Origin of the sequence: Flavobacterium adiutor (assembly GCF_048282555.1) — a bacterium.
In the GTDB taxonomy this organism is placed as follows: domain Bacteria; phylum Bacteroidota; class Bacteroidia; order Flavobacteriales; family Flavobacteriaceae; genus Flavobacterium.
Window position 1 is genome coordinate 3,313,981 of the sequence record NZ_CP182487.1, and the last position, 18,757, is coordinate 3,332,737.

An 18,757-nucleotide genomic window follows, 5' to 3' on the forward strand; every position below is an offset into this window, starting at 1 on the left:
CTAAATTCTGCTTAACATCAAAAGCAATTTATCCACATCTACCGGTTTAGAAATATAATCATCTGCACCAGCCTCCAAACATTTTTCTTTATCCCCATTCATAGCCTGAGCCGTCACTGCCACAACAAAAGTTGATTCGTGCGAAGGTATATTCTTTATCAAAGGAATGGCGTCGTAGCCATCCATTTCAGGCATCATCATATCAATTAAAACAGCATCTATATTTTGATCCGAACTTAATATTTTTAAAGCTTCTTCGGCACTTAGGCACGATAAACACTCAAACGATTTGGCACGCAGCGTGTTTTCTAAAGCAAAAATATTTCTGGAATCATCATCCACTATCAAAACCCTTTTTTTATGCATATTTTTACTTTTTAATTAAACTTTATCATACAGCCATACCCGCAGCAATGAAAGCAGCTGGTCAATATCTACAGGCTTCGTGATATAATCTGAAGCACCTGCCTTGATGCATTTTTCCCGGTCTCCAGTCATCGCTTTTGCTGTAACGGCAATTAATGGCAAAGTTAAATATTTTGGGGTGCTTCTTATTTTTTCTGCTGTTTCATATCCATCCATATTAGGCATCATCATGTCCAGTAAAACAATGTCAGTATTTGGATTTTCTTCAAGCACTTTTATGGCTTCCTTACCATCAAATGCAGTTATTACATTCATTTTAAATACTTCAAGCGCTTTTGTCAGGGAATAAATATTACGAACGTCATCATCTACGATTAAAACCGTTTTATCAAATAAAATATTATTCAATAAATTCAGTTTTTTATGGTTTTCCTTTTTGCCTTCCGAACCTTTATTTTCTTCTACCAAATGCAGGAAAAGAGATACCTCATCGAGCATTCTCTGATACGAATGAGCCGTTTTAACAATTATAGAATCTGCATATTTTTTAATTTTCACTTCTTCTTTAAGGGATAAACTTTTTCCGGTAAACACAATTACAGGAAGATTTTCTAAGCCCGGACTTTTTTTGACACTATCCAGGATTTCATAAGCCTGTTTGTCAGGAATTCCCATATCCAAAATTACGCAGTCTACTTCACTTTTATTGAGTGCTTTTAATCCCTCAGAAACTTCACTCTTAATTTCAGAATTGATATTATTGCTTCCTAAAAAGTAAGCCAAAGCTTTGGCATGTTTAGGATTATCCTCAATAATCAGCACTTTTTGAGCCTCTTTATTGATGATATGTTCTATTCGCATAAAAACATCAGGGATTTTTTCAAAAGCTACCGGCTTATCCAGAAAATCAACAGCTCCTTTTAGTAAACTTTCCTGTTTCAGTTTATGCGAAGACATAATATGTACCGGAATATGTTTGGTCTGCGAGTTATTTTTAAGTTCTTCCAAAATCTCCCATCCGCTTTTTACAGGCAACTCTATATCAAGTAAAACACCTATTGGTTTATATAGTAAAGCAAAATTCAACGCATAATCGCCTCGTACAGCAACTATTCCTTTATATCCTTTTTCCCTGGTAAAACTCAACAATGATTTTGCGAAATTGATATCGTCTTCAACAATCAGAATAACTTTATCATTTTGTGAAATCAAATCTCGGTCATCTTCGATTTCATCCGGAATAACAGTACTGATATATTTGTATTTTTGATTTTCTGCATTAGCAGTTTCATTTGGTTCAATTTCTATTGGAGGTGTTTTTTCGACTGTTATTTTTTTTATTTCAGAGCCAAAAACAGGAAGACATAAGGTAAAAGTACTTCCTTCATTTAATTTACTATGTAAAATAATTTCTCCTTTAAGTAATTTTGCCAGTTCCCTGCTTATTGACAAACCTAAACCAGTGCCGCCATATTTCCTTTTCGTAGATCCGTCTGCCTGTTGGAAAGCTTCAAAAATCAATGGTTGCTTATCCAGTGGAATTCCGATTCCGGTGTCTTTTACAATAAAACAGATTATTTTATCATCATCTTCATTGAGCTTGATTTCCAGACTTACAGATCCTTTTTCTGTAAATTTAATTGCATTTGAAATTAGGTTTTTAAGGATTTGCTCCAGACGCATTTTGTCGGTTTTTATAAGCAGAGGTGCGTCTTTAGCGATAATTTCAAAGTCTATCTTTTTCTCCTTTGCTACTACCGAAAATAAATTAGACAGATTATCTGTTATTTCTTTTGTTGAAACATCTAAAAACTCCAGTTCCATTTTACCGGCTTCAATTTTAGATAAATCCAGGATTTCATCAATTAAGCCTAACAAACTATTTCCGGAACTCTGAATTACTTTAGCAAACTCTACTTCTTCAGAATTCATGCTTTTGTTATTATTCTCAGCTAACAAACGGCTTAAAAGCAAAATAGAATTTAAAGGAGTCCTTAATTCATGTGACATATTAGCTAAAAACTCCGACTTGTAACGTGTGGTAAGTTCCAACGCTTCTGATTTTTTCTGAATTTCAGTATTTCTTTCTTCTAATAAAACACTTCGTTCTGATAACTCTTCATTGGTTTGTTCCAGCTCTTCCTGCTGCACCCTTAATTCTTCTTCTGAAGCCTGAAGTTTTTCAGTCTGGGCTTCTAATTCGGCGTTCATGGCTTCCAGTTCACTATGCTGAATTCTTAACTCTTCTGATTGCGCCTGGGTTTCTTCGAGGAGTTCCAAAACACGTTTTCTGTTTCGGGTTGATTTTATGGCAATCGCTATATTATTGGAAACAGTCTTTAGAAATTCTAAATCAATTTCTGTAAACTCTTTTACATTTGCTAATTCAAAAGCACCTTCAATTTTGGTATCAATTAAAGGAACTGCAACAATATGTTTGGGTTTTATTTCACCAAGGGCATAGGTAATCTGAACATCATTTTCAGAAAAGGACTTTAATTCCAGTATTTTTCTTGAGGCCACGCACTGTCCAATTAACCCCTCACCTTTTTTAATGTGTACCCTGCTTTTATTAGGAAGATAGCTGTAACCCGAAATTGCATACAACTCATCCCCCTCAGTTGAATAAATAACGCCAGCATTGCTTTTGGTATATTGACATAAAAATTCAATAACGTCTTTTGATAATGTTTCGAGTTCTTTATCTCCAATCATCACATTATTTAACTGTGCAATACCCGTTTGCAGCCATTCTTTTTGAGACAATAAATCAAAAGATGATTTTAAGGAAATTCCCATACTATTTAAAGATTCTCCCACAATACCCAATGCATCAGAATTTGTATCATCGACTCTGATATCGTAATTCCCATTTGAAATGTTAGAGGCAACTGTACTTATTGCGTGAATTCTTTCAGCCGTTTCCCTGTCTTTTTTTTCTAACTCTTCCTGAAGTAAGCAACGCTCATTATAATCTTTTAAAATACGCAGAAAGAACATAATCGTTATAATAAAAGCAATTATAAAAGCTGCAATAATTAAAATAAAACTATAGTTACCATATCGCTGAGAATTGGCATTTCGTTCCTTTAAAAGTATCTGTTCAGTATTTTCAATGTTTCTATAGTACGAACGAAGTTCATCCATCATCTTTTTTCCTTCATTCAGGTCAAAAGTAACGTTTTGACCGCCCAATCGTTTTTTGACCACCTGATTGTGAAGGTATTTGTAAAAAGTATGTGTACGTGCCTTTACTTCTTTTAGGTTCTTTTGCTGAGAAGGATTATCTTGTGTAAGTTCATCTAGTATGTTAAAATATTTATCCGATCTTTTTTCGGCATCATTATATTGATCCAGAAATTGTTCACTTCCGGTTATTAAGTAACCGCGCATACTCGTCTGGGCATCTGTAAGTATTGATATCCCTTCATTAAGATTATAAATCACTTCCTGAGTGTGGTTTACCCAGTAGTTACTGTTTAAAAGACTTCTTATACTTAAAAATGAAGCAGTCGAGCTTATCATTAAAATAAATAAAGAAACTAATGAACTGATTAATAAATTCCTTTTAAAGTTGTTTTGCTTCATATAAATTATTTTATTTCCTGATATTTTAAAGGTAAAACCATAATAAAGCTTGCTCCCTTGCCAATTTGGCTTTTGGCAGTAATGAGTCCGTTATGTTTTTCGATTATTTTTTTTGCAATCGCGAGTCCAATACCTGTTCCTTCATAGCTTTGACGATCATTAAGACTCTGAAAAATGATAAAAATCCTGTCCAGATAAATTTCATCAAAACCAATTCCGTTATCTTTTACAGTAATACGGCAATAGTCTCCGTTTGGAGAAGGGTTTGCATCAAAATCTTTGGTTTCAATCAATTCTGAAGTAATTTCGATTACCGGGCTTTCGGCATTATTTGAGAACTTAAGTGCGTTTCCGATCAAATTTTGGAAAACCTGCCTCAGCTGGCTCGGAATACTGTCAATAGTAGGAAGTACATTTGTTTTTATTGTTGCATTTTTACGCTCGATCAGATAATCAAAATCAGAAAGAACTTCTTGTAAGACTTCATTTAAATCTGTTTTTTCAGGCTGTACTTTTGCCGATAATCTTGAATAAGCTAGTAAATCGGTTATTAAAGTCTGCATTCTTTCAGCTGATTTAATCGTCCGGTTTACATAATCAACCGCTTTCTCGTCTTTGACAAGATATAAATCTTTAATAATTTTAATAAAAATTTGAATCTTTCGGATTGGTTCATTCAGATCATGCGAAACTACCCATGCAAACTGTTGAAGTTCATGGTTTTTAAGCTCGAGTTCCTCATTCTTTAAGGTTAATTCTTTGGTTCTTTCTGTAATTTTTATTTCCAGATTATCCTGCGCTTCTTTTCTGATTTTGATTTCTTTAGACAGAAGCTCTTTCATTTCTTTTAACTGATTCTGCTGTTCATAAATCTTCAGGAATGTTTTTACTTTCAAGATCAGTAAATCAGAGTCAACCGGCTTCGTAATATATTCAACCGCACCGGTTTCATAACCTTTAAAAATATATTTTTTTTCTATATTAAGTGCTGAAAGAAAAATAACAGGAATGTCTTTTGTTTTTTTATTTCCCGAAAGGATTTTCACTACCTCAAAACCATCCAGTCCAGGCATCTGAACATCCATTATGATGAGGGAATAGTTTATCTGTAAAATCTTCTTTAATGCCTCTTCACCTGATTCTGCGGTGTCTACATCGATATTATGCAGCTCTAAAGTCTTTTTCAAGGCAAGTATATTAGCCTTTATATCGTCTACAATTAATACCATTTATTTGAAAGCTAAAGCGTTATATTTACAGTAATTTTTTAAAATTTAGTTTATAATTTAAAGTTTATAAAATCTCAAATATATCCAAAAAAATATTAACCCTTTTTTTATTTAAAAATATATTAATTACATAATTCCCACATTAGTATTATTTATAAAACCAAAAGACCTTTTGCGACAATCTAAAATTCTTTTAAGTCAATAACTACTTGGGTTTAGGGTTATTTTAGTAATAGTATCTAAAAACAAAGAGTTATGAAAAAGACAAAAACATTTCCTGAACAAAAACAAAATTTACCAGGAAACGAACATTTGATGAATCCCGAACCAGAAATTATTAAAGAAAATTATAATGGAAGCGGAAAACTTTTGGGAAAAGTAGCCTTTATAACCGGGGGTGACAGCGGAATTGGGCGAAGTGTTGCAGTTCATTTTGCCAGAGAAGGCGCTAACATAGCTATCGTTTATCTCAAAGAAGATAAAGATGCTCAAAAAACAAAACAGCTTGTGGAGAAAGAAGGCCAGCAATGCCTGCTCATAAGTGGCGATCTGAAAGATGAAAAATTCTGTAAAAGCGCCATAAAAAACTGTGTAAAAACTTTTAGCAAAATAAACATAATTGTAAACAACGCAGCAGTTCAGTTTCCACAGAATGAACTTGAAAAGATTACTGCGGCACAGCTTCAAAAAACATTTGAGACCAACATTTACCCTTATTTTTATATCACCAAAGCTGCTTTACCTTTTTTAGATAAAGACGACAGCATTATAAATACAAGTTCGGTTACTGCTTACAGAGGAAGCGAACATCTTTTGGATTATTCGAGTACAAAAGGTGCCATTCTAACTTTTACCAGATCATTATCAACCATGCTGGCAAAAAGGCAAATCAGGGTTAACGGAGTGGCTCCCGGACCTATCTGGACACCGCTGATTGTTGCAACATTCGATAAGGTTTCTGATTTTGGAAAAGACAACCCTATGGGCCGTGCAGGCCAGCCTTCCGAAGTTGGTCCGGCTTATGTTTTTTTAGCTTCTGAGGACAGCAGCTACATTACCGGTCAATTTATTCACATTAACGGCGGTGAACTTGTAGGAGGCTAACTAGAAAATCAAAATTATGAATTACATTGATCTGATTGGTCTTTTTGCGGGTATTTGCGTAACCATTTCGGTAATTCCACAAATTATCAAGGTCTGGAAAACAAAAAAGGTAAAGCAAATTTCACTGCTAACCTTTGGCATCCTGACATTTGGAATCGCAATATGGATTGTTTACGGGATTCTGAAAAAAGATTTACCTATCATTGTTACGAATAATGTTTGCTTGCTCTTCAATTTAATTATGGTTTATTTTACCTTTTATTACGAAAAAGAACAATAGTTCAAAACTTGTGTAAATAAAAAAAACAGCTTCAATAAAAGCTGTTTTTTTTCAATATATATGGCTTATTAGCTAACTAGTTTTTGATTGTACGATTTATTAAAAGACAAATGATATTTTTCTTTTAATAACCTTGGAAAATAATTTCGTCCTGATAAACCGGCTCCTGAGAATATTTCAAGAACATTAAAACTGGAAACTCTTTTGAGCTCTACTATTTGTCTGTTTGCCAATGATAAAATTGGCTGTATGTTTTTTCTATATCCATAAGTATGCTGGTCAAGTTCGATTTGAAGGATATTTTCTAAAATTTGATATTTCAACAGGTTTTTAACGATTCCTTTTTGAGGAAGGGTATTAAACTCTTTAATTTTTTGAGTAATTTTTGAATTTTGCTGACCAACATAGATATAATTCCCCGACTTGCTTATGAATTTCTTTTTTAAATCCAAAAACAATGTACTGTTTTCAGATACGGCCGCATGGTAAGTAGTATTACAAATCATAACAAACCTTATATGCTTATAGGCTTCAAAATACAAAACACTGTTAATGTTAGAGGTATTTCGTATGATACCTGTTTGATTCGGTTTTATTGTTTTTCTTTCACCATTACTTCCAAAACTATGTGTCAGATTACCTTCAAAACAATACGTAAATAAAATTGGCGAATTAGCGAATGACTCCATACTCAATTCAATATCTTCATTAAAAACAATATCAAACTGGATATATGAAATTTGTTTATTAAACGTAATACCGCTTATAGTGCCATTTGCACTTTTAGACGTAACTTTTAAGTTATATTGATTATTTTCTAAAGCCAAAGTTCCATTAAAGCTATTTTTAAGATCATTAAAAATGGCATTAATTCCGCCTGTATTTAAGTAAAGTTTTTTCATTTGATAATAATTAAAAAGTAAATAAATAAGCGTTCAAATTTTTAACTATTACATCATCCTCTTCTTTTGAACAATTCAAATTTCGTTCAACTACAGAAACTTAGTGTTATATAATTTTTCGTACAACTTTCATAATTAATACGTTATAGAAATTTATTAAAAAAAACAAAACAGCTGCTCCAGACTTAGTGTCCGAAACAGCTGTTTTTTCAGCAAAATAAAAAAATCCTTAACCTATATCTATAAATCTAAATTACTTTTAAGTGAGTTTTTGTATATCCGCATTCCCCGAATAGTTTTTTTCTGGTATGTCTTTAAAAAACTCAGCTGCTTCCAAATCTGCTGAAGGTCCATATCCTAATAAATATGTGCCTTTTTTCTCATCTCCTGTTTCTATAACATACAAAATAGACATATCCTCAGGATTACTCATTCCTTCATATCGGTGATGGGCAACTATAAAAATTTCTTCAGGCTGATACGAATATTTGGATTCGGTTTCTACAAGAGCTCCGTCCTGAAATAAAAAATTACAGCAATATCCTTTTTTTTGATATTCATCAAGATATTCTAATTCATGTTTTGAAAGTTCGTTCTTCATGACAATTTGGATTATTTGATTTATTTAAAGTTTCCAAAAACTTATTTAACAAATTTCACCTTTTTTAAACCGACCTTTTGACTCAAAAAGTTTTTTTTTTATCTCATTCAGATCCTCTGTGAAAATTGAAAAAAAGTAGCATTTTAAAAACTTTATTGCCTAAGAATTTATTTATAAATCACTACATTTATTGACTCTAAGCATCATATCTTTTTTTATAATATTCAATTAAAATGATTCATACAAATCAGGATTTCCTAGCAAGAGGCGGGGAAATGGGAGAATTAACAAGAACTAAAGACTGGAGTAAAACTTTAGTAGGTCCTGTGGAAACATGGCCACAAAGTCTAAAAACTACACTTGGCACACTTTTAAATTCTAAATTCCCTATGTTTTTATTCTGGGGACCTGAACATATTTGTTTTTATAATGATGCGTACCGCCCAAGCCTTGGAAACGATGGGAAACATCCTTTTATTTTAGGTGAAAAAGGAGCTGATTTCTGGCCTGAAATCTGGAACTTCATAAAACCTCTTATTGATCAGGTGCTTATATATGGAGAAGCAACCTGGCATGAAGATCAATTGCTGCCCATTTACAGAAACGGCAAAATAGAAGATGTGTACTGGACTTTCAGTTACAGCCCGGTAAACGACGAAACAGGTAAACCGGCAGGCGTTTTAGTTATTTGCAATGAAACAACAGAAAAGGTTAATCTGGTCAAAAAATTAGAGGAAAGCAACAAACGTTATCTTAATAACATTCTTCAGACACCAAATGCAATGTGTATCTTTAGAGGCAAGGAATATATTGTTGAAATAGCCAATGAACGTATGCTGGAAATTTGGGAAAGAAAGGAACATGAAGTTATCAACAGACCCATTTTTGAAGCACTTCCGGAAGTTAGAGGTCAGGGACTGGAGGCTATTTTAGAAAACGTATACACAAATGGTGAAACTTTCAGGAATTATGAACTCCCGGTACGGTTAAAAAGAAACGGCAAAATTGAAAATACTTTTATAAATGTTGTTTATGAACCTTTAAAAGAGCCTGACGGAACTATCTCAGGAATTGTAGCGATTGCAAATGATGTTACGACACAGGTTTCCGCCCGAAATAAAGTGGAAGAAAGTGAAAAAAAATTCAGGAACACTATAAAACAGGTTCCTGTTGGAATTGCAATTTTAAAAGGTGCCGATTTAATCGTAGAAACAGCAAACGACACTTACCTTACGATTATGGATAAAAGCAAGGATGAGATTCTCGAAAAGCCGGTTTTTGCAGCAGTACCAGAAGCAAGAAAAACAGTTTATCCTTTGCTTTCTAAAGTTTATGAAACTGGAACACCTTATTATACTGATGAACTTGCGATAACTTTAAATCGCCATGGCAAAGAAAAACTTGGTTATTTTAATTTGGTTCTCTATCCTTTACGGGAAGAAAATGATCAGATTACCGGTGTAATCATCGTTTGCTATGAAGTAACAGAAGCTGTAAAATCACGTCATCTTTTGGCAGAAAGTGAAAAAGCGTTCCGGAAATTTGTAATGGAATCGCCGATAGCTATGACTATTTTCAGGGGGAAAAACCATGTTATTGAAATAGCAAATGACGCAATGATGGAAAAAATCTGGCAAAGAAATACAGAAGAAACAATTGGGAAACCTATTCTGGAGGTATTTCCTGAACTATTAGATCAAAAATATCCTGAACTCTTAAATGATGTCCTTTCTAAAGGAATAACAATTCGTGAAAATGAAGCAGTAGCTTACATTCGACAGAAAGAAAAACTAGAAAAATTTTATCTGGATTATCAATATACGCCGCTTTTTGAAAAAAATGGGCAAGTAAACGGAATAATGATTACGGTTTATGATGTAACAAATAAGGTGGAAGCCCGTAAAAAACTGGAAGTTGCTGAACAAAGAACAAGACTGGCTATAGAAATTGCCGAAATTGCCACATGGGATTTAGATTTTTTAACCGATGCTATTATTTATTCTGAAAATTTACCGAAAATTTTCGGGCAGGAAAAAGGCAGCATCATAACACGTCAAAAAATCAAAAGCCAGATACACAAGGATGATTTAGCTATTTTGGAAAAAGCATTTGGATTTGCGCTTCAAACCGGTATTTACAAATACGAATGCCGAATTATCAAACCGTACGCTGAAGTCTGCTGGATCAGAGTACATGGTAAAGTCTTTTTTGATGAAAAAAGAAATGCGGTAAAAATGCTGGGAACTGTTTTAGATATTACCGATGAAAAAAACAGCCATCATACTTTAATGAAAAGTGAAGAAAAATTCAGGCTTCTTGCAGATTCTATGCCTCAGCATATATGGACCAGCGACCCTATCGGGAATTTGAATTACTTTAATGAATCTGTTTATAAATACACAGGATTATGTAAAAATGATCTGGAAGAACAGGGATGGATTCAAATTGTGCATCCTGATGATCAGAAAGAAAATATCAATAGATGGATGGAGGCCGTACGAACCGGAAACGACTTTTTGTTCGAACACCGTTTCAAACGTTATGACGGAGAATACAGATGGCAGTTAAGCCGGGCTGTAGCTCAAAAAGACGAATATGGAAATATACAAATGTGGGTAGGCACGAGCACAGATATTCAGGACCAGAAAAACTTTACAGACAAACTTGAAAAAGAGGTTTCTGAGCGTACCGCAGAATTAGAACTTAAAAACCGTGATCTCATCAATATGAATATTGAGCTACAGTCATTTGCTTATATCTCAAGCCATGATTTGCAGGAGCCGCTTCGAAAAATTCAGACTTTTGCCAGCCGCTTGTCTGACCTTGACGAACAGAACATTTCGGCTAAAGCCAAAACATATTTAGGAAGGATTGAAGTTTCTGCCAAAAGAATGCAAACTTTAATTCAGGATTTACTCATGTATTCCCGAACTAATTCGGCTGAGAGAGTATTTGTAAAAACAAATTTAGATGAAATTGCTGAAGAAGTTCAAAGTGATTTTTATGAGCGTATTGAAGAAAAAAAGGCCATTATAAACTTTCACCCTTTAGGCGAAGCTACCATTATTACTTTTCAATTCAGACAATTATTACATAACCTGATTGGAAACGCCCTTAAATTTTCAAGAAAAGGAATTCCTCCTATTATAGAAATCAAGGCAGACAGAATTATGGGAAGCGAAATAAATATGCAAATTGATTATCCTAATAAAATGTACTATCATCTTAAAATATCTGACAACGGAATTGGTTTCGATCCGGAATACAAAAACCGTATTTTCGAAGTTTTTCAACGTCTAAATACTGAAAGTGAATTTGCCGGTACGGGAATTGGACTGGCTATAGTTAAGAAGATTGTAGAAAACCATAAAGGAATCATTACTGCTACTGGCGAAAAAGATAAAGGCGCTACCTTTGATATTTATTTACCAGAGCTATAAAAAAAAGGTTTTACGATTTATAAACAAAATTACCTGTTGTCGGAACAAAATTTTCCCAGTCAATTTCTAGTGCATGATTGATTGAATCTACAATATCCTTCATTAATACAGGCTTAGTTATAAACAAATTCGCTCCCAGAACGCGGCATTTTTCAATGATTCCGGGTTCATTTGAAGTAGAAAAAATAATAACAGGAATATTTTTTGTTTTTAAATGATTATTACGCAGTTCTGACAAAACTTCAAAACCGTTCTTTCCAGGCATATTCAAATCTAAAAAAACAACATTTGGAGTAGGCGGCGGATTATAAATTGCTGCTAATAATTTTTCGCCTCCGGTATAAGTTTGTAATACTACTTCTTTTTGTAATGACTCTACAGCGTCTGCAAAAATACTTAAATCATCCTCGTCATCATCCGTGTAGAATATAGTTATAGCATTCATAAGTATTTTTGAAATTAATAATTAATAAATGGATTTCAAAGATATATAATTAAATAGAATTATCAATAAATTCATATTTTTTGATAAGTTGAAAAATAGAAATATCATCCTCCTAAAATGAATTATTTAACTATTTAAAAAGGAAACTCTGCTTTTAATTTTTAAAGAATAAAATCATTGAGGAGAACCAAAAAGACCTTAAAAATAGTTCTTGCAGCTGAAAAAATAAAACATTTGCTGGAGATATAAAAAATGGTAAGCTTTGTACAAATAGGAACGGAAAATTGCAATCAGGAGCAATGTCATTTCAGGAATTTCTTTAAAAGCGGGAGTTCAGAACGTACACAAGTCTTTTTGTATGAACAAGCCAGTGTTTTTTATTATGATTTAGATTTAACCCAGCATCCGCATTAGAAATCTACTACATCCGAATTCTCCTTCAAAAACAGACACTTAGTGCAATTTTTATAATCAAAATACAACAGTATTCCTCATTTAAAAATAGTCCGTGAGCACTTGCTTTTATTGAATAATTCTGCTTCATAACAATGTCTAATACGGACTCTGGGTTTAAAATTTCAAGATGAACACCTGTATATTATGAAACGAGACTGCTAAATACTGTAAGGTTTTCGCTTGAAATGATAGATAAATTTGTACTATCAATTTATTAAAAATAAATACCATGAAAACACATATTATATATCATACAAACCAATACAATGATTACGAAAATGCGCAGCTATACTTTCAAAAAAAATTTCAGGGAGGTTTTTTAGATCCTGAGGCCGCTTTGCTAATCGAAAAAGAGATTGATAAACTTCTTAAAAAGGACAACATAGTTAGAAGTGAGAACATTCCGAATGACGGAAGCATCAGCGAAGAAGAATATGTAAAAAAACATCAGGAAGACGATAATTATTACCAACCTGAAAAACCGGAACAAGAAGATGAAGGCATACAAAATGATGAGAACTTAGATTATGACGAGTTAAAACAACGAAATGAATGATTATAAGCTAAATTAATTAAGAACACTAAAAAAATATCATTATGAACACTATAGATCAAAATACTGCAGATAAAAATAACCTTATGAATGAGGAATTATATCAGAACAATGATCAGAAACAAACCAACAAAGAAATTGCAGAACAGGGATTTGCGGTTCGAAATGGTCATGACCCAAACAAACCAGATCCGGATGAACGAATCACAAATGATGAAGACGATTTAGACGACTTAAATGATGATTTTCATTCCGATAGAGATCTGGAAGGAGACGACAATTTAGACGACATGGATGAAGAAATCGATCTTGACGGTGATGAAAAGGTCGTTAATGACGAGTTTGACAATCCTTCTGATGCATTCGAAAACACCTTTGATGAAACAGAAGAAGACCTGGAAGAAATCGATCAGAATGAGGTAAAAATTGAATAATAGGATAATTACGAAGCCGTGACTTTTCTACTTACACAATTTTTGAGATAGTATCCTAAAAAAACCGTTACAAATCCTAACGGTTTTTTTAGCAATTTTAAGCACCCTTTCTTTATAAATAGCATACTAAAAAACGTTAGAAATCTACCCTTTTTTATAGCGATTAATCAGCAATCTTTTCAAGAGGCGGAATATCATTCATTTTTCCCAGGCTTTCTGCTCAACCAGCCCTTGCATCAGCAAGTTCTTATTAGGCTTTAATTTGTTCCTTCTCCATTTGTCTTTTTCAAAACTCTCTGAATTTTCAATTTTACGCATGATTTCATAGATTTCACATCCGGTCTCCATCACTTTTGATCTTTTATAATACGTCAGGCTTTCTTTCTTATGAGCCCTTGCAATCATAGCTGTTAAAAAAGAATGATCATTCGTTACATTTACATCCTTGATTTTACGTTGCTCCAATTCCACTTTTAAAGCATTTAATTTTTTAAATTGAAAACGACACATTTACCGAAATATATGTGCCGTTTTTAAGATTATTTCGAAATATTGCTCTAAATTTTTCTTCTGCCGCTAATCAAAGACAACAGGAACAATACGATAAATATAAAGAATAATACTTTTGCGATACTTGCAGCTCCGGCAGCTATTCCTCCGAAACCAAATATTCCGGCTACTATCGCCAGAATAATAAAAATGACTGTCCAACGTAACATAATATTGATTTTATTAGTTAATACTGATTTTGTTTGTTACTCAAATTTCATATTTTAACAAGAATTCGATTAACTCAAAACATTATTTTTTTATCTCTATCGAATGTTATTCTTAATATAGATTAAGTTGGTTTTCACTTATATAGATTATTTTTGTGGTCTAAACATGTTATCATGAAAAAATATGACTTTTTAATATTGGGTAAAAATCAGTCTATACTTGAAATTTTGCTTAGGCTGGTAAATGCTAATGAGAACTGGAATGCCGTTGGGTTTCATGATGAAGAATTGGCCAAGGATTATTTTTTACAGCACAAGGTCGATTTTGTTTTATTAAGTTCTGCTATTGAAGACCATGTCGAAAAAGAATTTGCTGCATTTTGTTTACAAGCCCATCCAGGAGTTGAAATCATTGAACATTTTGGTGGCGGTAGTGGATTATTGCAGTCAGAAATTTATGATCGTCTATTTAAAAAAGGGGAACTTTAAAAAATGGAGAAAAAGTATTCAGTTGCGATTTATCCTTCGCAGGATGTTATTGATGCTGTCAAAACAATGAAGGAGTATTTAAAAAGCAAAATCAACTGGTATAACAGTTGTAATTCTGTAACACATATTACGATTTGCGAATTCACAATTGACGATTCTCAAATCGATATTTTTAAACAAAAACTTTTTAAAACCTGCGATACTTTTATGCCTTTCCCCGTTTATCTGGATCATTTTTCTTCTTATGAAAATAGCGGAGCCTTTTTTATTGCCCCAAATGAAGTTTCGAAAAATAAGCTGAAACCAGTCATGAAAAAGATTCAGGAAACTTTGAAATCTTTAAAACTAAAAAAAAGTGATGATCCGCACCTGTCGATTGGAAGAAAACTCACAGCTGCAAATCTCAAAATAGCTTCACAACTTTTTACTACTATTGAAATTGATTTTTTATGTAAAGAAATTGTTTTACGTGAGCTGGACTCTGTTAAAAAACAGTTTTTTGTTATTGATACTTTTACTTTTAATGGAAATACACAGCCTGAGTTTGTACAGGGAAGTTTGTTTTGATTTTGTAAAATGTTAGAGGTTAGAAAGTGAATCATTTGAAGATTTAACCTAATAATTAATTTTATAAAAAACAAAACCCGATAAGCAAAAACTTATCGGGTTTGTCGTTTAAATATCTGAATTAGTAAGTAAGCACATTTAATTTTTTTCGATACTGACATCGAATCCTCCGTTTTTATCAAAAATGAGATCGTAAAACTTTGAATCTTTTTCGACTCCCACTTCATAAGTAGTTTGATTTTTATCATCAACCACTACTGCAATTTCTTTTATTGCTTTTGACGGGTAATTTTTTTTCAGATAAGCTTGTGTTTTTGGCGGGAGTTTACTTAACGGAATCTGGAGTTCATACGCTTTCATATTTCCAGAGTTATCATAAACCGCTAGTGCTTTTGTTGTCTTGTTTACGTTGTATTTCGCTTCATAGCGTATTTCATCATTATCATCACCCACATATTCTTCAGACCAGACCGGTATTTTTCCAGGGTATTCTTTTTCAAAAGCAACTTTTACCACTTCAGGAGGTGTTACTGTTTTTTTCATATTCGTTCCTTCCTGTGCCACTAAAAAACTGAAGCTAAACAATGCAAAAATTAAAGATACTCTTCTCATTTTTCAATCATTAAAATTAATAATCCAGAAAAAAAGGTAATAAATTTACTACTTATAAATGAATTAAAAATAAAGATGCAATGAAAATTTAAGCCTGAATAAAAAATTAATATGATTTTATTAAGTTAAGCAGGTAACTTTTCCCCCTATTACCCGTCTAATTTTCAAACCAAATCATAAACAATGAAAGACAATACAAAATTCGAAACTTCTCCACAACTTTATGCCCGAATCGCAGGGTTATTTTATTTACTCATCATCATAGCCGGTGCTTTTGCTGAAACCTTTGTCCGAAATAAACTAGTTGTTTATGGAGATGCAACTGCTACTGCAAACAACATTATACATTCTGAATTTTTATGGAAAATTGGCATTACCGCAGATCTGATCATGCAGATTTGTGATCTGCCTGTAATGATAATTCTTTATTATTTACTTAGACCTGTAAACAAAAAACTGGCACTTTTAAATCTTTCTTTTAATCTCATCCAGACAGCTGTTTTAGTGGCTAACAAATTAAACCTGCTGGCAGCCTTATTCTTTTTGGGTGATGCTGCTTATTTAAAATCCTTTAGTACCGATCAATTGCATACGATGTCTTATCTTTCTATAAAATTACACGACTTTGGCTTCGGCGTTGGATTAATCTTTTTTGGGTTTGTATGCCTGATCGAAGGATATTTAATTTACAAGTCAGGCTATTTTCCAAAAATATTTGGAGTACTGATGTCAATTGCAGGATTCTGCTATTTAACAAACAGTTTTGCTTTAATTCTGTTTCCGAAGCTTTCCAGTATTCTATTATTGATGCCTTGCCTTATCGCAGAATTAGCGCTTAGCTTATGGCTTATTTTTAAAGGTGTAAATCTTCATGTTTGGAAAGAAAAGTTAACCGTTAATTAATCTGAAATAAAATCAGCATCTAAAAAGCCTGCAGGAAATGAATCTTAGCAGGCTCTTTTTTGAAATAACTGAATTAGTAAGCACTTATTTCTAAACTCTTATAGTAGGGTCTTAATTTTTTAGTCGGTCAGTCAGTTCTCGCCGATAGGTAATTCCAACCGGAAGTTTTTCATTTTTTATGATTACAAAATCCTTTTCACTTTCTTCGATTTTATCCAATGCTACGATATAGGATTTATGAATACGCATGAAGTTTTTTTCTGGCAGGCATTTTTCCAGTTCGATTGTAGTGATAGAAGCCAGATAGGTTCTTTTTAAAGTGTGGATTTTTACGTAATTGCCAAAACTTTGGGCAAACAAAAGCTGGTCTAATTCGATATCCATAAAATAACCATCTACTTTTACATTAACAGAATTGACTACTTCCTCTTCCCTGCTTTTTACATTTTCTGCTGCAAAAAAACGGTCAATCGCTTTTAAAAATCGGGGGAAATAAATGGGCTTCAACACATAATCGATAACGCCGTAATCATAACTCTCCAATGCAAATTCAGAATAAGCTGTAGTTAAAATGGTTTTGGGATGCGTTGGAATAATCTTCAGCAGTTCCATTCCTGAGATTTCAGGCATATTGATATCGAGAAACATCAGATCGACTCTGTTTTCGCGTAGATAATCCATCGCTTCAACGCCATTATAGCCCTGAAAAACGAGTTCCATCTGTGGATTCTGTTTGATATAATTGGCCAGGACATAATGTGCTGCCGGCTCATCATCAACGATAATACATTTTTTGGTTTCCTTCATCATACCAACTTTTTCAGTTGTATTTTCAAATCTGCTATATAAGTGTTGTTATCTTCCTGAATGTTTAATTTATATTCTTTTCCGTAAATCAGATTTAATCTTTCTACAGTGTTTTTCAAGCCAATTTTAGTCGAAACGACATCCGTTTTCTTCGGAATGGAATTGACAACATGCAGGTGCAGCAATCCGTTTTCTACTGTAATAATAATGCGAACAAAACATTTTTCGATGGCGCAGGTTCCGTGCTTGAAAGCATTTTCTATAAAGGCAATCAGTAACATTGGCGATATTTTATAGGCGTTTTTGTTATCGATTTTACAATCGTATGTAATATCGCAGCGATAGCCTACGCGCTCTTTTTCAAGCTGCACATAACTGTTTATAAATTCCAGTTCCGCCTCAAGAGACACACATTGTTTGTTATTACTTTCCAGCTGATAACGCATCAGTTGTGATACTTTCATGATCAGATCTGGTGTTCTTTCGGGAAACTCTAAACTAATTCCGTAAAGCGTATTAAAGGTGTTGAATAAAAAATGCGGGTTTAGTTGTCCTTTTAGCGAATTCAGCTGCATCTGGTTGAAAAGCAAGGTTTCGTCTGTCTGTTTTTTATTGATTCTGTAAAATTTAAAAACAATAATCGGACTCAAAATACAAACTAAAGTTCCTAAAACACTGGCCAATTGATAGATATAGCTCCGTTGATGCGAATTCTGGTATAAACGACAATTTGCAAAAATACTCAAAGAAGTAATCTGGTACAAAACAACTGAAAAAAGAAATACTCCCAAAAGCGTTAAAAAAACGTATGTTACCGGTCTTTTGTTTTTGAATAAAACCGGAAGTATAAAAAACCGGTTGAACTGGGCATGCATGTATAAAATACAGTAAAAAAATATCCCCATCAAAATAGAAATGAAAGAACTAAACAGCATCCAGTCATTTTTTAGGGTATAAACCGTGAATGAAAAAAGAACAACGGCAATTTCCTGCCACCATTTGTTTTCCATCATGTTACTCAGCTTTTTATTCATGTTCTGCACTTAAATAGTTTACAAAGTACGAACAAATATTTAATTATTTTTTCCAAAAAATGACCAATTCAATTCGTCATTTATTATTGCAGTACATCATTTATAAAGGTTTTTATCGATGTAACTGAAATAATTTTGGAGTGTAATATCACATCTAAATTATATGTATTTCAAAAAAACTACTTTAACTCCCTGGATACGATTAGTTTTTAGTTTTAATTTTTCGTC

The 18,757-nt window shown here is 33.0% G+C and carries 20 protein-coding genes; 9 read left to right on the forward strand and 11 right to left on the reverse strand.

The window, feature by feature from the left end; all coding sequences use genetic code 11:
• The 3 genes from ACNC7R_RS13960 to ACNC7R_RS13970 are packed head-to-tail and all read right to left on the reverse strand — an operon-like array spanning window position 1 to window position 5,183.
• A complete protein-coding gene (locus ACNC7R_RS13960) occupies window positions 1-366 on the reverse strand; it encodes a response regulator (RefSeq protein WP_417941679.1) in 366 nt (121 codons plus the stop codon).
• 15 nt (window positions 367-381) lie between these two features.
• The gene (locus ACNC7R_RS13965) at window positions 382-3,954 is read right to left on the reverse strand and encodes a response regulator (protein WP_417941680.1); all 3,573 of its coding nucleotides are present in this window, start codon (window positions 3,952-3,954) and stop codon (window positions 382-384) included.
• 5 nt (window positions 3,955-3,959) lie between these two features.
• On the reverse strand, window positions 3,960-5,183 hold the full coding sequence (locus ACNC7R_RS13970; protein WP_417941681.1) for a response regulator: 1,224 nt from the start codon (window positions 5,181-5,183) through the stop codon (window positions 3,960-3,962).
• 255 nt (window positions 5,184-5,438) lie between these two features.
• Between ACNC7R_RS13970 and ACNC7R_RS13975 the strand changes: the two genes are divergently transcribed.
• Both ACNC7R_RS13975 and ACNC7R_RS13980 read left to right on the forward strand, forming a co-directional pair.
• A complete protein-coding gene (locus ACNC7R_RS13975) occupies window positions 5,439-6,287 on the forward strand; it encodes an SDR family oxidoreductase (protein WP_417941682.1) in 849 nt (282 codons plus the stop codon).
• A gap of 16 nt (window positions 6,288-6,303) precedes the next feature.
• Entirely contained in the window at window positions 6,304-6,567 is a 264-nt protein-coding gene (locus ACNC7R_RS13980; RefSeq protein ID WP_417941683.1) for a SemiSWEET family sugar transporter, read from the forward strand.
• A 68-nt stretch (window positions 6,568-6,635) separates the two neighbouring features.
• Here ACNC7R_RS13980 and ACNC7R_RS13985 read toward each other — a convergent pair whose 3' ends face one another.
• Window positions 6,636-7,469 (reverse strand): hypothetical protein, encoded by an 834-nt coding sequence (locus ACNC7R_RS13985; RefSeq protein ID WP_417941684.1) that lies wholly within the window; start codon window positions 7,467-7,469, stop codon window positions 6,636-6,638.
• A 259-nt stretch (window positions 7,470-7,728) separates the two neighbouring features.
• Window positions 7,729-8,070 (reverse strand): hypothetical protein, encoded by a 342-nt coding sequence (locus ACNC7R_RS13990; protein ID WP_417941685.1) that lies wholly within the window; start codon window positions 8,068-8,070, stop codon window positions 7,729-7,731.
• Between the two features lie 233 nt (window positions 8,071-8,303).
• On the opposite strand from ACNC7R_RS13990, the gene ACNC7R_RS13995 reads away from it, so the two are divergent.
• Window positions 8,304-11,510: a PAS domain S-box protein gene (locus ACNC7R_RS13995; protein ID WP_417941686.1), complete on the forward strand. Its 3,207-nt coding sequence runs from the start codon at window positions 8,304-8,306 to the stop codon at window positions 11,508-11,510.
• 10 nt (window positions 11,511-11,520) lie between these two features.
• Here ACNC7R_RS13995 and ACNC7R_RS14000 read toward each other — a convergent pair whose 3' ends face one another.
• Window positions 11,521-11,955, reverse strand: coding sequence for a response regulator (locus tag ACNC7R_RS14000; protein WP_417941687.1), 435 nt, complete (start codon window positions 11,953-11,955; stop codon window positions 11,521-11,523).
• A gap of 252 nt (window positions 11,956-12,207) precedes the next feature.
• Here ACNC7R_RS14000 and ACNC7R_RS14005 point away from each other — a divergent pair, with 252 nt between their 5' ends.
• The 3 genes from ACNC7R_RS14005 to ACNC7R_RS14015 all read left to right on the forward strand — a co-directional run bounded on the left by ACNC7R_RS14005 (window position 12,208) and on the right by ACNC7R_RS14015 (window position 13,398).
• Entirely contained in the window at window positions 12,208-12,369 is a 162-nt protein-coding gene (locus ACNC7R_RS14005) for a hypothetical protein (RefSeq protein ID WP_417941688.1), read from the forward strand.
• Window positions 12,370-12,640: 271 nt separating this feature from the next.
• A complete protein-coding gene (locus ACNC7R_RS14010) occupies window positions 12,641-12,967 on the forward strand; it encodes a hypothetical protein (protein WP_417941689.1) in 327 nt (108 codons plus the stop codon).
• Window positions 12,968-13,008: 41 nt separating this feature from the next.
• Window positions 13,009-13,398 (forward strand): hypothetical protein, encoded by a 390-nt coding sequence (locus ACNC7R_RS14015; protein WP_417941690.1) that lies wholly within the window; start codon window positions 13,009-13,011, stop codon window positions 13,396-13,398.
• A 198-nt stretch (window positions 13,399-13,596) separates the two neighbouring features.
• On the opposite strand, the gene ACNC7R_RS14020 is transcribed toward ACNC7R_RS14015, so the two are convergent.
• Window positions 13,597-13,869, reverse strand: coding sequence for a hypothetical protein (locus ACNC7R_RS14020; RefSeq protein ID WP_417941691.1), 273 nt, complete (start codon window positions 13,867-13,869; stop codon window positions 13,597-13,599).
• Between the two features lie 86 nt (window positions 13,870-13,955).
• Window positions 13,956-14,117, reverse strand: coding sequence for a DUF1328 domain-containing protein (locus ACNC7R_RS14025; protein WP_078230027.1), 162 nt, complete (start codon window positions 14,115-14,117; stop codon window positions 13,956-13,958).
• Window positions 14,118-14,291: 174 nt separating this feature from the next.
• Here ACNC7R_RS14025 and ACNC7R_RS14030 point away from each other — a divergent pair, with 174 nt between their 5' ends.
• Together ACNC7R_RS14030 and ACNC7R_RS14035 are read left to right on the forward strand one after the other, a co-directional pair.
• On the forward strand, window positions 14,292-14,606 hold the full coding sequence (locus ACNC7R_RS14030; RefSeq protein ID WP_417941692.1) for a hypothetical protein: 315 nt from the start codon (window positions 14,292-14,294) through the stop codon (window positions 14,604-14,606).
• Between the two features lie 3 nt (window positions 14,607-14,609).
• A complete protein-coding gene (locus tag ACNC7R_RS14035) occupies window positions 14,610-15,173 on the forward strand; it encodes a 2'-5' RNA ligase family protein (protein ID WP_417941693.1) in 564 nt (187 codons plus the stop codon).
• A 138-nt stretch (window positions 15,174-15,311) separates the two neighbouring features.
• Here the strand turns inward: ACNC7R_RS14035 and ACNC7R_RS14040 are convergent, their stop codons facing one another.
• Window positions 15,312-15,785, reverse strand: a complete 474-nt coding sequence (locus tag ACNC7R_RS14040) for a PepSY-like domain-containing protein (RefSeq protein ID WP_417941694.1) — start codon at window positions 15,783-15,785, stop codon at window positions 15,312-15,314.
• Between the two features lie 183 nt (window positions 15,786-15,968).
• Between ACNC7R_RS14040 and ACNC7R_RS14045 the strand changes: the two genes are divergently transcribed.
• On the forward strand, window positions 15,969-16,688 hold the full coding sequence (locus tag ACNC7R_RS14045) for a DUF4386 domain-containing protein (RefSeq protein WP_417941695.1): 720 nt from the start codon (window positions 15,969-15,971) through the stop codon (window positions 16,686-16,688).
• A gap of 111 nt (window positions 16,689-16,799) precedes the next feature.
• Here the strand turns inward: ACNC7R_RS14045 and ACNC7R_RS14050 are convergent, their stop codons facing one another.
• Window positions 16,800-17,495, reverse strand: a complete 696-nt coding sequence (locus ACNC7R_RS14050) for a LytR/AlgR family response regulator transcription factor (protein ID WP_417941696.1) — start codon at window positions 17,493-17,495, stop codon at window positions 16,800-16,802.
• On the reverse strand, window positions 17,495-18,529 hold the full coding sequence (locus ACNC7R_RS14055; protein ID WP_417941697.1) for a sensor histidine kinase: 1,035 nt from the start codon (window positions 18,527-18,529) through the stop codon (window positions 17,495-17,497). Before ACNC7R_RS14055 ends, ACNC7R_RS14050 begins: the two co-directional genes overlap by 1 nt.
• Window positions 18,530-18,757: the final 228 nt, after the last annotated feature.